The sequence below is a fragment of the Acidovorax sp. genome (assembly GCF_034519795.1).
GTDB lineage: Bacteria > Pseudomonadota > Gammaproteobacteria > Burkholderiales > Burkholderiaceae_C > Acidovorax.
The window spans coordinates 1-16900 of the sequence record NZ_JAXHOB010000012.1 but is presented as its reverse complement, the minus strand read 5'-3'; the positions used below and the strand labels follow the sequence as shown (position 1 = coordinate 16900).

17 protein-coding genes are annotated in these 16900 nt (G+C 67.6%); 6 read left to right on the top strand and 11 right to left on the bottom strand.

Annotated elements, in window-relative coordinates; translation table 11 throughout:
* Window positions 1-7: 7 nt before the first annotated feature.
* Window positions 8-1813: a DUF3592 domain-containing protein gene (locus U5N23_RS13640; RefSeq protein WP_322593346.1), complete on the bottom strand. Its 1806-nt coding sequence runs from the start codon at window positions 1811-1813 to the stop codon at window positions 8-10.
* 98 nt (window positions 1814-1911) lie between these two features.
* Here U5N23_RS13640 and U5N23_RS13635 point away from each other — a divergent pair, with 98 nt between their 5' ends.
* A complete protein-coding gene (locus U5N23_RS13635; protein ID WP_322593345.1) occupies window positions 1912-2403 on the top strand; it encodes an EVE domain-containing protein in 492 nt (163 codons plus the stop codon).
* Between the two features lie 9 nt (window positions 2404-2412).
* Here U5N23_RS13635 and U5N23_RS13630 read toward each other — a convergent pair whose 3' ends face one another.
* Together U5N23_RS13630 and U5N23_RS13625 are read right to left on the bottom strand one after the other, a co-directional pair.
* The gene (locus U5N23_RS13630; RefSeq protein ID WP_322593344.1) at window positions 2413-3033 is read right to left on the bottom strand and encodes an NUDIX domain-containing protein; all 621 of its coding nucleotides are present in this window, start codon (window positions 3031-3033) and stop codon (window positions 2413-2415) included.
* The gene (locus U5N23_RS13625; protein ID WP_322593343.1) at window positions 3030-3437 is read right to left on the bottom strand and encodes a DUF4406 domain-containing protein; all 408 of its coding nucleotides are present in this window, start codon (window positions 3435-3437) and stop codon (window positions 3030-3032) included. Before U5N23_RS13625 ends, U5N23_RS13630 begins: the two co-directional genes overlap by 4 nt.
* 60 nt (window positions 3438-3497) lie before the next feature.
* Between U5N23_RS13625 and U5N23_RS13620 the strand changes: the two genes are divergently transcribed.
* Window positions 3498-4256 (top strand): DeoR/GlpR family DNA-binding transcription regulator, encoded by a 759-nt coding sequence (locus U5N23_RS13620; protein WP_322593342.1) that lies wholly within the window; start codon window positions 3498-3500, stop codon window positions 4254-4256.
* On the opposite strand, the gene U5N23_RS13615 is transcribed toward U5N23_RS13620, so the two are convergent.
* Window positions 4242-5162: a LysR substrate-binding domain-containing protein gene (locus tag U5N23_RS13615; RefSeq protein WP_322593341.1), complete on the bottom strand. Its 921-nt coding sequence runs from the start codon at window positions 5160-5162 to the stop codon at window positions 4242-4244. The two genes, U5N23_RS13620 and U5N23_RS13615, sit on opposite strands and share 15 nt — an antisense overlap.
* Before the next feature lie 159 nt (window positions 5163-5321).
* On the opposite strand from U5N23_RS13615, the gene U5N23_RS13610 reads away from it, so the two are divergent.
* On the top strand, window positions 5322-6296 hold the full coding sequence (locus U5N23_RS13610) for a DMT family transporter (protein ID WP_322593340.1): 975 nt from the start codon (window positions 5322-5324) through the stop codon (window positions 6294-6296).
* Window positions 6297-6317: 21 nt separating this feature from the next.
* On the opposite strand, the gene U5N23_RS13605 is transcribed toward U5N23_RS13610, so the two are convergent.
* On the bottom strand, window positions 6318-6833 hold the full coding sequence (locus U5N23_RS13605) for a MarR family winged helix-turn-helix transcriptional regulator (protein WP_322593339.1): 516 nt from the start codon (window positions 6831-6833) through the stop codon (window positions 6318-6320).
* A 91-nt stretch (window positions 6834-6924) separates the two neighbouring features.
* On the opposite strand from U5N23_RS13605, the gene U5N23_RS13600 reads away from it, so the two are divergent.
* The 3 genes from U5N23_RS13600 to U5N23_RS13590 all read left to right on the top strand — a co-directional run bounded on the left by U5N23_RS13600 (window position 6925) and on the right by U5N23_RS13590 (window position 9941).
* The gene (locus U5N23_RS13600; protein ID WP_322593338.1) at window positions 6925-8037 is read left to right on the top strand and encodes an ABC transporter substrate-binding protein; all 1113 of its coding nucleotides are present in this window, start codon (window positions 6925-6927) and stop codon (window positions 8035-8037) included.
* Window positions 8038-8056: 19 nt separating this feature from the next.
* A complete protein-coding gene (locus U5N23_RS13595) occupies window positions 8057-9031 on the top strand; it encodes a Bug family tripartite tricarboxylate transporter substrate binding protein (protein ID WP_322593337.1) in 975 nt (324 codons plus the stop codon).
* A gap of 124 nt (window positions 9032-9155) precedes the next feature.
* A complete protein-coding gene (locus tag U5N23_RS13590) occupies window positions 9156-9941 on the top strand; it encodes a hypothetical protein (protein ID WP_322593336.1) in 786 nt (261 codons plus the stop codon).
* A gap of 14 nt (window positions 9942-9955) precedes the next feature.
* Here U5N23_RS13590 and U5N23_RS13585 read toward each other — a convergent pair whose 3' ends face one another.
* The 6 genes from U5N23_RS13585 to U5N23_RS13560 form a co-directional block, all read right to left on the bottom strand.
* The gene (locus tag U5N23_RS13585) at window positions 9956-10468 is read right to left on the bottom strand and encodes a DUF4274 domain-containing protein (protein ID WP_322593335.1); all 513 of its coding nucleotides are present in this window, start codon (window positions 10466-10468) and stop codon (window positions 9956-9958) included.
* Between the two features lie 18 nt (window positions 10469-10486).
* A complete protein-coding gene (locus U5N23_RS13580) occupies window positions 10487-11686 on the bottom strand; it encodes a hypothetical protein (RefSeq protein ID WP_322593334.1) in 1200 nt (399 codons plus the stop codon).
* 65 nt (window positions 11687-11751) lie between these two features.
* Window positions 11752-12654 carry a DMP19 family protein gene (locus tag U5N23_RS13575; protein WP_322593333.1) on the bottom strand — a complete coding sequence of 301 codons (903 nt, stop codon included), beginning with the start codon at window positions 12652-12654 and terminating at the stop codon, window positions 11752-11754.
* A gap of 156 nt (window positions 12655-12810) precedes the next feature.
* Window positions 12811-14649, bottom strand: a complete 1839-nt coding sequence (gene lpdA / locus U5N23_RS13570) for a dihydrolipoyl dehydrogenase (protein ID WP_322593332.1) — start codon at window positions 14647-14649, stop codon at window positions 12811-12813.
* A gap of 15 nt (window positions 14650-14664) precedes the next feature.
* Entirely contained in the window at window positions 14665-16353 is a 1689-nt protein-coding gene (gene aceF / locus U5N23_RS13565; RefSeq protein WP_322593331.1) for a dihydrolipoyllysine-residue acetyltransferase, read from the bottom strand.
* An 18-nt stretch (window positions 16354-16371) separates the two neighbouring features.
* On the bottom strand, window positions 16372-16900 hold a 529-nt coding region (locus tag U5N23_RS13560), incomplete at its 5' end, for a transketolase-like TK C-terminal-containing protein (RefSeq protein ID WP_416208608.1).

Sequence of the window (16900 nt, the reverse complement as noted above, 5' to 3'; positions counted from 1 at the left end):
CACCCCCTCAACCTGGCGCTGATCCCTTGGTATAGCCCGTCTGGCGGCACAGGGAGGACAGCAATTGCCCCGCCGCCGCCTTGCCGCGCAGGCTGTCGGCCACGGTGATGCTCTTGCCACTGGTCAGCACCGCCTGCAGGCGGTAATAGGTGTCCTTCTGGCCGCCGCTCTCGGTGGAATAGCTTTCCTTGAGCTCCAGGCGCGCAATCTCGCTCGCCGTCGCCTCGCTCTTGAAACTCAGGAGCCCCAGCAGGCGCCGCTCGGTGTGCAGGCCCTGGCGATCCAGGTGTACCGTGAGGCTGTTTCCCAGGCCGTAGAGCGCACTCAATACGACCAGCCAGCCAATGCCGCCGAAAAGTGCGCTGAACAGCAGCGGTGCCTCGCTGTTCCACAGCAAGGTGCCCGCGCCCGCAAAGACGGCGCCGAACGCGAGCAGCGCCAGCATCAGCTTCCAGCGCCGGCCATAGGGGAAGTACAGCCGCACGCCGCCGGGCACCTGCTCCACATCGGAGATGTCCTCCGTGTCCGTCCTGGCCACCTCGCCCAGTTGCGGGTGCTGCGCCGCATCTTGCCGGAGCCAGACCGACTTCTCACCCGTGATGTACACCGGCACCTCGAAGCGCCGCACGAAGCCGGGTGCCCTGTTTTCGCCCGTGCTGCCTTCAACGCTCTGCACGTCCAGGCGCCAGCTGTGGTATTGGCTGGAAGGCTCCTCCGTGGCGGGCAGGTGCGCCGGTACATCGAAGCGGAACGCCAGCTCCACGCCCTGGGCGGCCTGCTGCACCTGCGCCAGGCCCTGCGTCTGCCAAACCGTTCTTTCGCTGGACTGGCTTTTTCCGCCCGAGCTGGTGCGGTGCCGCTGCAGGCAGAGCAGCGTGACCAGGAAGCGCAAACCCGGGTCGTGCGCGACGGGCACCTGCAGGGTCGCGCCCACGTGCCCGCCAATGGAGCCGGGAAACGGGTCCAGCGCCAGCCGAACATCGCCATAGCGCCGGTTGTTCAGCGTGGCACGGATGGCCCAGCTCAAGAGGAACAGGCCGATGAGCGGGAACAGCGACGCCCCCGCGACCACCAGGTAGTCGCCCCTGGCCAGCCTGTCGGGCACCACCGCCACCGCCATGGGCAAGGAAATCAGGTTCCAAAAACCGGCCAGGCCCCAGGCCACCCACTGCTCGACCTTCTGGTGCGAGCGGATCTGGTTGCCTGCCCACTCGGGCCGTGCCTCCCAAGGGCGGTCAGCGGACGCAGGCGGCATCTGCTCGTGTACCACCTTGGCACGGCGCGTGCGCCACACCACCACCAGCAGGCCGGTGCCCACACCGCCAAAGGCCAGTACGAACACCATTTTGAACGCCAGCAACCCCGCCCGAAGGCTCCTGTCGAGCACCGCATCGGCGGGGTTGTCGGGGTCCACCCAGGCCTGCACGCTGGCACCGCTGCGGTGCGCCGCCTCCAGCCGCTTGCCCAGGCTCTGCTGAAAGTCCCCCACGTTGTCGCTGCCCCCATTGATGGCCACACGGTGCGAGGTGTATTCCTGCCCTGCCACCCGATAGCGGTACTCGGCCTCCACGCCATAGGTGGTGGACTTGCTGCCCCGGCTGCTGATCGCCTCGGCGGCCACCAGCCTTGCCTGCACGGGCTGCCAGCCCTGCATGCGCGACCAGTCGTACAGCGTGGGCAGCACGCCCAGCAGCAGCGTGCCCAGCCCTATGGCTGCAAAGGGCAGTGCAAAAAGCGCCAGCAGCCAGCCGCCGGACTTGTCAGCCTTGTCATTGCTGCCCGCTTCCTTGTTCGTCGGTCGTTGTCTGGCCATCTCATGTTTCGCTGCGCCCGGCCCGGGCTGCAACGCCTTTCCCCCTGGAGGTTTTGGGTTGGCTGGCTTGGAACACCGCTCTTTGCCAGAATGGTGCCATGACATCCCCCTCCAGCGCCACCCCCCGCCACTGGCTCATGAAGTCCGAGCCCGAGGAATGCTCCATCGACGACGCCCTGGCCGCCCCCCAGGCCACGGTGCCCTGGACCGGCGTGCGCAACTACCAGGCGCGCAACTTCATGCGCGACGGCATGCAGGTCGGCGACGGCGTGCTGTTCTACCACTCCAGTTGCGCCGAGCCGGGCATCGTCGGCATCGCCCGCGTAGCGTCCGGCACACGGGCCGACCCCACCCAGTTCGACCCGGACTCGCCCTACCACGACCCCAAGTCGCCGCCCGATGCGCCGCGCTGGCTGCTGCTGGATGTGCAGGCCCTGCGCAAGACCCGCCTGCTCGGCCTGCCGGAGCTGCGCCAGCACCCCGAACTGGCCGACCTGCGGGTGCTGCAAAAAGGCAGCCGCCTGTCCATCACGCCCGTGGATGAACCCCACTGGAACCGGATCATCGCGCTGCTCGAAGGTAAAGGCTGAACCCGGGCGTCAGCCAGTGCTTTTCGCTGACGACAGCGCGATGTGCTGCAGCAGCATGATGGTCTTGCCATCCTGGATGCGGCCCGAGGCGATGGCGGCCAGGGCCTCGGCCAGGGACATCTCGATGACCTCGATATCCTCGCCCTCTTCCACCACGCCGCCGCCCGCGCGCACGCGGTCGCCTGGCCCGTATTCGGCCACGAAGAAGTGCAGTTTCTCGGTCACCGAGCCCGGGCTCATGTAGGCCTCGAACAGCTTGCGCGGTGTGCGGATGCGGTAGCCGGTCTCCTCCTCGGCCTCGCGGCGGATGCAGGCCTCGGGCTCTTCTCCATCGAGCAGGCCGGCGCAGGCCTCGATCAACTGGCCATTGGGTGAGCCATTCAGGAAGGCCGGCAGGCGGAATTGCCGGGTCAGCACCACCGTGCTGCGGCGCGGGTCCCACAGCAGCAGGGCCGCGCCATTGCCCCGGTCATAGGCCTCGCGGCTCAGCCGCTGCCATTGGCCATCGCGGCGGCGCAGCTCGAAGTGGATCTTGCGCAGGGTGTACCAACTGTCCGACAGCACCTGGCCATCCAGCAGCCGGACGTTTTCGGCATCGCCGGGCAGGGGCGTAGGCTCGGGCCGCTTCATCCCGCAGCCTCCTCTGCAGCCTCGCGCACCGGCAGTTCGTCGATGTGGTGGTAGACCGGCAGACCCAGGGCCTGCGCCCGGGCCACGTCCCTATCGGCACCGCGCGATGCCCCGGGCAAACGCAGCACGGCATCGCAGCGCGTGAGCAGGCGCTCGGCCACCGGGTACTGGTAGGCATGGAACACGGCATCGCCATGCTCCCGCCCACCGGCCGCATGGATGATGGGCAGCGCCAGCCACTCGCCCAGCATCGGCAGGTGGCCGCGCTGGTAGATGGGCAGGGCTGCGGCCTCCAGCCGCTCGCGGTTGGCGGCGATGCGGGCGGGGTCGCCATCGGTGCCCGAGAGGTAGGGGCCGGCGATGAGCACAAGCAAGGGGCGGTCAGCCGCCGTGGGATCGGGCATGGGTTTCTCCAAAAGCGCACTCGTGCAGTATCATGCATTTTCATTGAATTTCATGCAACCATGCTCACCACCCAACGCAAACAGCTCATCCTCCAGCGGCTGGCGCACGAGGGCCAGATCGTGGCCAAGGCGCTCAGCGACGAATGGGGCATTTCCGAAGACACGGTGCGGCGCGACCTACGCGAGCTGGCTGCCGAGGGCAAGCTGCAGCGCGTGCACGGCGGTGCCCTGCCCGCTTCGGCCGCCGTGGGCGACCTGCAAGTGCGCCAGGAGCTGGCACCCGACGAAAAACGCCTGCTCGGCCGTGCCGGTGCGGCCCTGGTGCGGCCCGGGCAGGTGGTCATTCTGGATGGCGGCACCACCTCGCTGCAGGTGGTGCAGCACCTGCCCCGCGACCTGCAAGCCACGGTGGTGACCCACAGCCCGGCCGTGGCCACGGCGTTGGCCGGGCACACGCACATCGAGGTGCTGAGCCTGGGTGGGCGCCTGTACCGGCACTCGATGGTGAACGTGGGCGCCAGCGTGGTGGAGGCGGCCGAGCGCCTGCGTGCCGACCTGTTCCTGATGGGCGTGACGGGCGTGCATGCCGAAGGCGGCCTCACCACCGGCGACTTCGAGGAGGCCGCCGTCAAGCGCGCACTGCATCGCCGCGCGGCCGAGACCGTGGTGCTGGCCTCGACAGACAAGCTCGGCGCGGCTTCGCCCTTCACCGTGGCAGCGCTCAACGAGCTGGCCGCCCTGGTGGTTCCCGCCGCAGTGCCCGCCCGCCTCCGCAAGGAACTGCAGGCCGCGGGGGTGAATCTGCTACTCGCCGGGTGACCGGCCCGGCCCCCGATGGGCGCCGCTGCTGCGCAGATGCTCCACGAGCGCAGAGGCGAAACCCGAGAGTTCGACCCCCTTGCGCACGCAGATCTGCAGGTCGCGCTGGGCCCAGGGCTCGTCCATGGCCACCACCACGGGCGGGTCGGCCAGGCCTGCGAGCTTGACCGCGCTGCGCGGCACCAGGCCGATGCCGACGCCGGCCCCCACCATGCGGCAGACGGCCTCGAAGCTGCGCACCTGGATGCGCACGTCCAGGTGCCGGCCCAACGCGGCGGCCGCATTCATCGTGAAGGTGTGGATGGCCGACCCCGCATGCAGCATGACGAAGGCGTAATCCAGCACCTCGGCAAAGCCCAACTGTGCAAGCCCCGACAGGGCATGGCCCTGGGGCACGATGAGCACCAGCCGGTCCTGCCGGTACGGCGCCAGCGCCACCCCCGCGCTGTGGCCGCTATCGGCCAGCACCCCCACCTCGATCTCGCCACTGGCCACGGCCACCACGATCTCGGCGCTGGTGCGCTCTTCCAGCGTCACGCTGACCTGCGGGTGCTGCCTGAGGAAACCGGCCAGGTCGTCGGGCAGAAAGGTGTGCGTGGCATGGGTGTTGGCCCACAGGCTCACATGGCCGCGGATGCCGGTGGCAAAGGGCGAGAGGTTGGCATGCATCTGCTCCAGGCTGGCCAGCACCTGGCGCGCATTGCGCAGCAGCGCCTCGCCTGCGCGGGTGAGCTGCACGCCGCGGGTCTGCCGCTCGAACAAGGTGGTGTGGAGCGCATCCTCCAGCCGGCGCAGCCGGTGGCTGGCCGATGACGGGGCCAGACAGGCGCGCGCAGCCCCACGGGTGAGGTTGCGTTCTTCGGCAATGGCGACGAACAGGCGCAGGTCGATCAGGTCGTAGTTCATGCGGGAGCCCGCCACCGTTCGCAACAGACGAACGCATGCTTGCGGGAATAGCAATTGTGCCCTGCAACATCCAAGAGCATCATGATTCCACTGATCACAGCCTCTATCGCATGCACACATACCGTTCGCGGCAACCGCATGCATTGAACCCTCCACCCCATGTCTTTCTGGAAACACTGGCCCGCCGAACGCATCGGCCTGGCCCTGGCCGTTCTTGCGGCCCTGGGCTTCTCGTTCAAGGCCATCTTCGTCAAGCTGGCCTATGCCGTGCCCCAGGCCACGCCGGTCGATTCGGTCACCTTGCTGGCGCTGCGCATGGCGTTCTCGCTGCCGGTGTTCGCCTGGGTCGGCTGGCGCGCCAGCCGCAGCCTGGCCCCGCTGACCCGGCGCGACTGGCTGCGGGTCGCGGCCCTGGGCCTGCTGGGTTACTACGGTGCCAGCATTCTCGACTTCATCGGCCTGCAGTACATCACGGCCAGCCTGGAGCGGCTGATCCTGTTCATGTACCCCACGCTGACCATCGTGATCGGCGTGCTGTTCATGGGCAAGCGCGCATCGCGGCGCGAAATCGGCTCGCTGCTGCTGTCGTACGCGGGCATCGGCCTGGCCTTTGCGCACGACCTGCATGTGGCCGGCGATGCCCGGGCCGTGCTCATCGGGGCGGGCTTTGTCTTCGGTTCGGCCGTCTCGTATGCCTTCTACCAGGCGGGTAGCGAGCCCGCCATCCGCACCCTGGGCGCGGCGCGCTTCACCGCGCTGGCCATGCTGGTCTCCACCGTGGCCACGCTGGCGCACTTCGTGGCAACCCAACCGGTCGCGGCGCTGGCGCAGCCCGCCCCCGTGTACCTGCACGCCCTGGGCATGGCGATCTTCTCCACCGTGCTGCCGGTGTTCATGACCTCGGCCGCCATCCGCCGCATCGGCGCCGCCCGCACCGCGCTGATCGGCAACCTGGGGCCCATGCTCACCATCTTCTTCGGCTGCTGGCTGCTGAACGAACCGCTGTCCTGGTGGCAGATGGCGGGTGCGGGGCTGGTGCTGGCGGGGGTGCTGCTGATCAGCAAGCGCAGCAAGCCGGCGGATTCCGCCGCTGCAGTGGCGCCCCGGGGCCTGGCGGCGGGCAAGGCTGGCTGACGCCCCGCCCTGCCTGCAGTCCTATGCAAAGTCGTCATCGGGGCTGCGCCGCCCGCGCTGGCGGTCCGCGCCCACATCCAGCACGATGGAGCTGTTCACCACCTCCGCGTGGCGCGTGAGCACCGACAGGATCTGATCCAGTGCCTTGACCTGCCCTGCGTCGAGCACCGACACCACCCCCCGATTGATGTCGGCGATCTGCGGAAACAGTTCCTTGTGCAGCGCCACGCCTTCGCGTGTGGCTGCAATGAGCGCGAAACGGCGGTCGCCGTCCTGCACCTCGCGGCGCACCAGCCGCTTCCTGGCCAGTGCCGCGATGACACGCGACGCGCGGGCCGGGTCCAGGTGAGCCAATTCGCTCAGGCGCGACGGGGACACGGGGCCACCGTCGACCACCAGGCACAGCAGGCGGAATTCGCGCCGCGTCACACCGTAGCGCCCCTCGCAAAGGCGCACCACGGGCGCGCCGGCCAGTGCGAACAGCCGCAGCAACCGATAATTCACGAAATCGTCCGGCACACGGGGATTGCACAACATTCGGGATGTCTCCTCTTTTCTTCATTAGATGAACCATCGGCTGAGGCCTAAGAATTCTCCGCAGAGTTCTCTATGCCGTTGGAGTCAGCCCTTGCCCATTCGTACCCTCATCCTGTTCGCGGCCCTTCAGGTGGCCACCGCCCATGCGGACATCGTCATCGCCCAGGTATCGCCCACCAAGGGCCCGCTGGCCGTGACCGCCGTGGGCAACTACGAGGGGGCCATGGCGTATTTCAACACCGTGAATGCCAAGGGCGGTGTCAACGGGCAGAAGATCCGCTTCGTGCACGAGGACGACCAGTACAAGCCCGAGGATACCGTGCGTCTGGTCGAGATGATCGCCACGCGCGACAAGCCGCTGGCCTTCATCAACCTGTTCGGCTCGGCCAATGTGCTGGCACTGCAATCCAGCAAGGTGCTCGACCGCGTGAAGATCCCGGCCGTGGGCGCAACCCCGGGCGCGGAAGCCATGCGCACCCCCGGCAGCCCGTGGATCTTCCATGTGAGCGCGGGCGACCGCGCGCAGATCCGCCACATCCTGCAGCACCTGTCCACGCTGGGCATCCGCAAGGTGTCGGTCGCCCATCAGGACAACCCCATGGGCAAGAGCGGCCTGGGCCACTTCGACGAAGCGGCTGCGCAGCTCAAGCTCGAGGTCGTCGGCCGTGTGCCCGTGCCGCCGGTCGGGGAGCAGCTCGCGGCCACGGCCAAACAGCTGCAGGCAAGCGGCGCGCAGGCCTATGTGATGGTGCTGGTGCGCAACAGCGGCGCGGCGCTGGTGCGCGACGTGCGTGCAGCCTCCGACCGTACGCCGGTCTATGGCATGTCCTACGTGCCGGCCGAGGCCATCATCGAGAAGACGCCCCTGGAATCGGCGATTGGCGTGGGGGTGGCGCAGGTGCTGCCCAATGCCTCTGCCGACAAGACCCGCCTGACGCGGGACTTCCGGGCCGCCATGCGCACCCACTATCCGAAATCCGAGCCGTCCAACCCGCACCTGACCGGCTACGTGGCCGCGCAGGTCGCGGTGGAGGCCATCTCGCGCGCCGGCGCATCGCCCACGCCCGAGAAGGTGACGGCCGCGCTGCGGCAGCTGCGCATGGACCTGGGTGGCCTGCCGCTCGATTTCACCAACGGCCAGAACATCGGCACGCAGTGGGTGGACATCGGCGTGGTGAACCGCCGCGGCCAGCTGATGTACTGAGTTTCAACAAGGAGTATCCATGGGCATTTTCAAGACGATCCGCAGCGCCAGCGCCATCGGCCTCATTGCGCTGGCGCCCTGCGCCGCGCTGGCCCAGGCCTGGCCCGCCGGACCCGTGCGCCTCTTCGTGGGCTCGCCGCCCGGCGCCCCGTCGGACATCACGGCGCGGCTGTTCGCCGACCAACTGGGCAAGCTGGTCAAGCAACCCGTGATCGTGGACAACCGCCCCGGTGCCGGCAACAACCTGGCCGCCATGGCGGCAGCCAAGGCGGAACCCGACGGCGCCACCCTGGTCCTCAGCCCGGACACGGTGCTCACGGTCAACCCACATATCTACAAGAACCGCGATTTCGATCCCAAGACCGATCTGGTGAACGTTTCCATCATCGGCAGCTTTTCGCAGATGCTGGTGTGCCACCCTTCGGTGGGTGTGAAGACGGTGGCCGAGCTGGTGGCCAAGAGCAAGACCGAGCGCATCATGTACGGCTCCGGCGGACCGGGTGTGCCGGGCCACCTGGCGACCGAGATGTTCCTGGATGCGGCGCACGCACGCATGGAGCACATCCCCTACCGCGGGCCCGCGCCCGCTACGCAGGCGGTGCTGGCCGGCGAAGTGCAATGCGGCTTCCTTGCCACACCCACCGTGCTGCCGCATGTGCGGGCCGGCAAGCTCACGGCACTGGCCGTCTCCTCGGCCACGCCATCGCCGCTGGCGCCCGAGGTGCCCACGCTGGCCCAGGCCCTGAAGCAGCCAGGCCTGGACGTGAGCTTCCGGCTGGTGCTGCAGGCCCCCAAGGGCACGCCACCCGCCGTCATCGCCGAACTGGCGAAACGGGCGCAGGAGGTGATGAAGCTGCGGGACGTGCGTGCCAAGCTGCAAAACAGCGACGTGACGGCCCTGGGGACCACCAGCGCGCAGGCACAGGCGACGCTGACCCAGGAAATGGCCCGCTGGGAACCCGTGGTGAAGCGCCTGGGACTGACTGCCGATTGAGAAACGGGGGGTGACGGCCGGCGCCCCATCGCAAAGCATCCCTGGGGCTGGCTGGGGCCCCCGCCTACAGGGCGGCAGCTGACTTGCCTTTAGGATGGCGCACCGTCCGCCCTCAGCTTTCCGCATGCGCAACCTGCTCGACTTCAGTTCCTGGTCCACCCTGCTCGCCACGCTCATGGGCCTGCTGGTGGCCACCCTGGTCATGGTGGGCACGCGCCTGGTGTTCATGCAGACCATCCAGAAACGGCGCGAGCGTGAGAACCGCCAGATCAACGAACGCCTCAAGACCCTGATCGCTGCGTACAAGACGCTGGGCGGCTCGTTCACCGGCCAGCTGCAGGTGCACCCCACGCACATGCGCGACCTGCGTCGCCAGCAGGTGCATGACAGCGCCGTGCAGATGGCCATGGCCGGCCCTGAGGAAAAAGATGCCTCCGAGGTGCAGGCGCCTGCCCTCCCCTCCCTTGCCCCGAACAGCACCGAGCGCCAGCGCCGCGTGCGCGACGCCGTGGAGGCTGCCCTGTCCGACGTGATCCTGCTCGGTACGGAGGAGCAGGTGGAATTGGCCGCCAAGGCCGCGCAGGACATGGTGGCCGGGCGCAGCATCGAGACCGCGCAGTTGGTCGTGTCCCTGCGCCATTTCATCCGCTCGGCGCTGGACCTGGAGCCCATCCCTGCTGCGGTGGCCATACCCAACCAGGGCCCTCTGCGCCCGGCCGCAAGCGGCGGGGCGGCGGGCAGGAGAGCGGGAGGCGCAGGCAATGCCGAGCCCGGCGGTGGGCGTGGAGGGGGTGCAGGCGCCGGTGGCGCGGGTGGCTCTGGCGGGGCCGGCATGGGCGGCATGGCCCTGGGTGTCGGGGTGGGCTCACACCGCGCAGACGGCGACACGATCGACGGCCCGGGACGCTGAACCGGAGGACGTTATCAGTCTTCGCTCTCCTCGAACAGCGCATACAGCGCCACCGCCACGCTCAGTGGCACGCCTTCGTCAAAGCCCGCCGGGTCCAGCTCAACGAACTCGCTGCCGTTGACCGGCTCCAGCATGATCGCTGGCACAGGCCGCACCACCGGCACCTTGGGGTAGTCATCGGGCCGGCCGCCTTCGGAGGTGTGCGGGTCGAACCAGATGTTGCCTGCCTCATAGAAGCCCGCCGCATAGCGCTCCTCGATCAGGCGCAGCAGCGTGAAGGTTTCGGGGCTCAGCGCCTGCTCTGCCGAGGTGAACTGCACATGCCAGGCGGCCCCCAGGTACCAGTAGATCAGCAGCGCAGTGCCCCGGTCCAGCTTGGGCTGGTCGAGCAGCCAGCGCAGGGCCTGCTTGTTGCCGTCGTAGTTGGAGCGCGCAGCGAACACATGCCAGGCAGCGGGAGAGGCATCGGCCAGGTAGGCGTGCACCAGATTCCAGGCGCGGGTTTCAATGTCGTTGTCGGAAGTCATGCAAAAAGGTGGGTTGGATCAGGCGCCCAGCACAGGGGGCCGCTCGATCAGGCTTTGGAGAATCGCGTCGAACAAGGCATTGCCATCGTTGCCGCTCACGGGTTTCCACTGCACATGCTGCGTCACGCGCTGGCGGTGGCGCAGGGTTTCGACCCAGACGTCGCGCAAGGGTGTCTTGCAGTGCAATGCCAGCACCAGCAGGGCCATCTGCTCCTGCAAGGTGAACAGGCCGTGCACGCCGCTTTCGCCATCCCTGAGCACGCGGCTGACCTGGTCCACCGAGAGCAGCAGCTTGCCCAGGGCCGCCATGTCCTTGGGCGCGTCCTGCCAGAGGATGGCGCGCTCGGCGGCCCAGAAGGCCAGGGCCTTGGCAAACTCGTCCAGGTCGTGCGCGCTGCGCAGCTCGTTCTGGCCCAGGCGCGGGTTGCGGTGCCAGGGGATCTGCTGAAAATCGTTCAGGCTGCGTTCGTAGTCGGGGATGAAGGCCTTGATGCGGCTGCGCAGTTCGGGCCCGCCGATCTCGTCCAGGCGCGCCAGCCAGGCCTCGCGCACACTGGGCAGCCACCAGTGCACGGCGCAATGGATGTACTGTCGGTCATGCTCGGGCTGCACCTGTATGAAAAATGCCTGCACCGTAGGGCCATGGCTGCGCTGCACCAGGCGCGCGCGTGAGTTCACCGGATGGGGGTGGACCTCGAAGCCCAGGGGCGTAAGCCGCTCCATCAGTGCGCCGCACAGCATGTCCAGGCTGTGCGGGACCCGCGCCGGGGCAAAGCTGCCGGGCGCGGCCTGCACCCTGGGCGGCTCCACCCGCAGGGCGCGTTCGGCAAAGGGCTCGACCGTGCCGTCCTCGTAGACCACCTGGCGGTCCAGCCGGTACAGCGCCCCGCCCTGCGGCTCGAACAGCTGCAGCCCGGCGTCGGCCGCCACATGGCCCAGGGTGGAGAGCACCGTGGCATCGAGCGCCTGCACGTCGACACCCAGGTTCAGGGGCCAGTGGTCCAGCGGCCCGAACGGCAGGCCCTCTGTCCAGATCAGGGGCTGCGCCACGCCGTTGGCACCAGCGGCCAGCGGGTAGTAGCACTGCACCTCGCGCAGGAACTGGTCGAACATGGCCACCACCCGGGGCGTGGCCCGCTGGTCGCGCTGGCACGCAGCCAGGGCGGTGGGTACGTCGGTGGCCGTGATGCGGTCGAAGATCTGGACGATGGTGCTCATGGAAGCGGCAGGCCCCCGAAAATGTAACGGGATCAGCGGATTGTGCGCAATGGCGCGCCGGGCGGCTACCGGAAAACCTCGTGGGCCCGTGCTTCGATGCACTCGCACAACGGCTTGTAGAAGGCCGCGTTGTAGCCTCGCACCCCGATTTTCTGGTGGATCAGCGCGTAGTAACGGGTCTCGAGTTCGTCCCAGAGGTCCTCGGTGCCCTTGAAGATGGCCGAGGCATGTTCTATGCCGTTGCTCGCGGCCTGCAGGCGGGGGCTGACAGAATCATCGTCCAGCGTCAGCGCTTCGAGGATGGCGACGCGCTCGTCCCGGTCCTTGGGGATACGCTGATCGGGGAAGACCGCATAGGCGGCGCGCAGGATGTCAGCGTACTGCGCCAGGCCCAGCAACTCGAATCCTGAGAGCGCCTCGTGCGCCAATTCGCCGTAGCTGTTGTAGAAGAACTGCGAGAAGCCGCCATTGCAGATCTGTCCATCGGCATTGGCAATGGACCACAGGGCCATCTGCACCGGCGTCATGCGCACCCGCAGTTCGGCTGCGCGCTGGGGCTTGTCCCACTCCCAGACCTCGGCGATGCGGCACACCGCGTACTCGAAATAGCTGCTCCAGTCGAAGTCCCGGTCCTCTGCCAGCCTACTGAGACTGCCCGGGTTCACCGGCCTGAGATCGGTTGGATGTGCGGGCTGCGGTTCTCCGACTGCGGAGGCCAACTGCCAGCCTGCGCCCAGCCGGTTCCATTCCTCGCCATTGGCATGCATGGCGGCCTCGAAGGCGTTGCGGCATGTCTTCGTGTGCAGCGGCTCCCAGACCGCACCGGGAGCGTCCGCCTGCGTGGGCTGCAGTTCAGCCGTGTGCACCATGTTGCCATCGACGGTCATGCGTACATGGGCGGGTGGCTGGGTGCCGGTCTGGCGGATGAAGTGCTGCTGATAGGCCATGGTGGGGGGTGCAAGAACCATCTCGGATCCTAACCTTCACCAACCCCGACATTTGTGCAGCCGAGGTCGCATAAATTTGCATCTGTCGATTTGTTCACGGATTCATGGCGCACAAAAAAGCCGCCCATGCCCGAAGGCATATGCGGCTTTGCTGGAATGGAGCGGCTTGCTTATTGCTTACTTCTTCTGCGGCGGCACATCCGTGCAGCTGCCATGCGCAATCTCCGCCGCCATGCCGATGCTCTCGCCCAGCGTGGGGTGCGGGTGGATGGTCTTGCCGATGTCCACCGCGTCCGCGCCCATCTCGATGGCCAGCGCGATCTCGCCGATCATGTCGCCGGCGTGGGTGCCCACGATGCCGCCGCCCAGGATCTTGCCGTGGCCGTGCGCCTCGGGGCTGTCGTCGAACAGGAGCTTGGTGTAGCCCTCGTCGCGGCCGTTGGCAATCGCCCGTCCCGATGCCGTCCAGGGGAACAGGCCCTTCCTGACCTTGATGCCCTGGGCCTTGGCCTGGTCTTCGGTCAGGCCCACCCAGGCCACTTCGGGGTCGGTGTAGGCGACGCTCGGAATCACGCGGGCGTTGAAGGCAGCGCTGGCCAGCTCCTTGTTGCCCTGGATCTCGCCGGCGATGACTTCGGCTGCCACATGCGCTTCATGCACCGCCTTGTGCGCCAGCATGGGCTGGCCCACGATGTCGCCGATGGCGAAGATGTGCGGCACGTTGGTGCGCATCTGGATGTCGACGTTGATGAAGCCACGGTCCGTGACAGCCACCCCGGCCTTCTCGGCGGCGATCTTCTTGCCGTTGGGGGTGCGGCCCACGGCCTGGAGGACCAGGTCATAGGTCTGCGGGGCTGGCGCGGTGCCACCCTCTTCCGCTGCGGCAAACGTCACCTCGATGCCTTCGGGCGTGGCCTTGGCCCCCACCGTCTTGGTCTTGAGCATGATGTTGTCGAAGCGCTTGGCGTTCATCTTCTGCCAGACCTTGACGAGGTCGCGGTCGGCGCCCTGCATCAGGCCGTCCATCATTTCCACGACATCCAGGCGCGCACCCAGGGTGCTGTACACCGTGCCCATTTCCAGGCCGATGATGCCGCCGCCCAGAATGAGCATGCGCTTGGGCACTTCCTTCAACTCCAGCGCGCCGGTGGAGTCCACCACGCGCGGGTCGTCGGGCATGAAGGGCAGGCGCACGGCCTGGCTGCCGGCGGCGATGATGGCGTTCTTGAAGGCGATGACCTTCTTGCTGCCCGTCTTCTCCTGGCCGGTGGCGCCGCTGGTTTCTTCCACTTCGAGGTGGTGGGCGCCGACGAATTGGCCCAGGCCGCGCACGGTGGTGACCTTGCGCATCTTGGCCATGGCGGCCAGGCCTCCGGTCAGCTTGCCGATGACCTTCTCTTTGTGGCCGCGCAGCTTGTCGATGTCCAGCGTGGGTTCGCCGAAGCTCACGCCCAGGTCGGCCATGTGGCTCACTTCGTCCATGACAGCCGCCACATGCAGCAGGGCCTTCGATGGGATGCAGCCCACGTTCAGGCACACGCCACCCAAGGTGGCGTAGCGCTCGACCAGCACGACCTTGAGGCCGAGGTCGGCCGCGCGGAAGGCGGCGCTGTAGCCGCCGGGACCGGCGCCGAGCACGAGCAGGTCGCATTCGAGGTCGGCCGTGCCGCCAAAGCTCGAGGCCTGGGGTGCGGGGGTAGCAGGTGCAGCAGCAGCCGGCGCTGCCGCCGTTGGCGCAGCCGCAGATGCCGCAGCGGGTGCTGGTGCCGAGGCGGCATCCGCTGCCTCCAGCGTCAGCACCACGGCGCCTTGGGCAACCTTGTCGCCGATCTTGACCTTGAGCTCCTTGACCACGCCAGCGTGGCTGGAGGGGATCTCCATGGAGGCCTTGTCGGACTCCACGGTGATCAGGCTCTGTTCGGCCTTGATGGTGTCGCCGGGCTTGACCAGCACTTCGATGACGCCGACTTCGTCGAAGTCGCCGATGTCGGGAACCTTGATATCAATGATTGCCATACCAGGGTCTCCTCGTTACAGCAGGATGCGGCGGTAGTCCGCCAGCACCTGGCCCAGATAGGCATTGAAGCGCGCAGCGCTGGCACCGTCGATCACGCGGTGGTCGTACGACAGCGACAGCGGCAGCACCAGGCGCGGCACGAACTGCTTGCCGTCCCACACCGGCTTCATCTGGCCCTTGGACAGGCCCAGGATGGCCACTTCGGGCGCGTTGATGATGGGAGTGAAGTGCGTGCCGCCAATGCCGCCCAGCGAGCTGATCGACATGCAGCCGCCCTGCATGTCGGCCGAGCCGAGCTTGCCGTCGCGGGCCTTCTTGGCGAGGTCTCCCATTTCCGTGCTGATCTGCATGATGCCCTTCTTGTCGGCATCCTTGAGCACGGGCACCACCAGGCCATTGGGCGTGTCTGCCGCAAAGCCGATGTTGTAGTACTGCTTGTAGACCAGGGTGTCGCCGTCCAGGCTGGTGTTGAACTCGGGGAACTTCTTGAGCGCGGCCACCACGGCCTTGATCACGAAGGCCAGCATGGTCACCTTGACGCCGCTCTTCTCGTTCTCCTTGTTGGTGGAGACGCGGAAGGCTTCGAGCTCGGTGATGTCGGCCTCGTCGTTGTTGGTGACGTGGGGGATCATCACCCAGTTGCGGTGCAGGTTGGCGCCGCTGATCTTCTTGATGCGCGAGAGGTCCTTGCGCTCGACAGCGCCGAACTTGCTGAAGTCGACCTTGGGCCAGGGCAGCAGGTCCAGGCCTGCGCCGGAACCACCACCGCCGCCAGCAGGTGCCTTGGCGGCCTGGGCCTTGGTCTGGGTGGCGCCGCTCATCACCTGCTTGGTGAAGGCCTGCACGTCGTCCTGGCTGATGCGGCCCTTGGGGCCGGAGCCCTTGACCTCTTCGAGCGGCACACCGAGTTCGCGGGCGAACTTGCGCACGGAAGGCGATGCGTGGGGCAGGCCCGTCACGGGGCCGCCGGGCTGGTGGGCGGGCACCGATGCGGCGGCAGGCGCCGGGGCAGCTGCGGCCTGTGCCGATGCCGGCGCGGGGGCGGGGGCGGCGGCTGCCGGTGCCTGCGCGGCAGGCGCCGCTGCGGGTGCTGGTGCGGATGCCGCGGGCGCGGCGGCACCTTCGAGGATCGCCACCAGATCGCCGATGTTCACGGTGTCGCCAATCTTGACCTTGAGTTCCTTGAGCACGCCGGCGGCGGGCGACGGGATCTCCATGGAGGCCTTGTCGGACTCGACGGTGAACAGCGATTGCTCGACCTTGACCGTGTCGCCGACCTTGACCAGCATCTCGATGATGGCCACGTCCTTGAAGTCGCCGATGTCGGGCACGCGCACTTCCACCGGGCCGGATGTTGCTGCCGAGGCAGCAGCCGCCGGAGCAGGCGCCGCAGCGGCAGGGGCCGGTGCGGGAGATGCGGCGGCTGGTGCGGGTGCGGCAGCAGCGGGAGCCGCAGCCGCTTCGCCTGCCACTTCCAGCGTGAGCACCACGGAGCCCTGCTTGACCTTGTCGCCCACGGCGATCTTGACCTCCTTGACCACGCCTGCGTGGCTCGACGGGATCTCCATCGACGCCTTGTCGGACTCGACCGTGATCAGCGACTGCTCGGCCTTGACCGTGTCGCCGGGCTTGACCAGCAATTCGATCACGCCGACTTCGTCGAAGTCACCGATGTCCGGGACTTGAATGTCTACCAATGCCATTGTTGTCTCCGGTTCGATTTACGCGTAGAGCGGGTTGACCTTGTCGGCCTGGATGTTGTACTTGGCGATGGCCTCGGCCACCTTGGTGGCGGGCACCTTGCCTTCTTCGGAAAGCGCCTTGAGCGCCGCGACGACGATGTAGTGGCGGTTGATCTCGAAGTGCTCACGCAGCTTGCTGCGGAAGTCGCTGCGGCCGAAGCCGTCGGTGCCGAGCACCTTGTAGGTACGGCCGGCGGGGATGAACGAGCGGATCTGGTCGGCGTAGTTCTTCATGTAGTCGGTGGAGGCGACCACGGGGCCCGTGGTCTTGCCCAGTTGCTCGGCAACGAAGGAGACGCGTGGCGTCTCGGTCGGGTGCAGCAGGTTCCAGCGCTCCACGTCCTGGCCGTCGCGGGCCAGTTCGTTGAAGCTCGGGCAGCTCCAGATGCTGGCAGCCACGCCCCATTCCTTTTCGAGCAGTTCCTGGGCGAAGAAGGATTCGCGCAGGATGGTGCCGCTGCCCAGCAGTTGCACGGTGGGTGCATCGGCAGCCAGGGCGGGCGCCTGC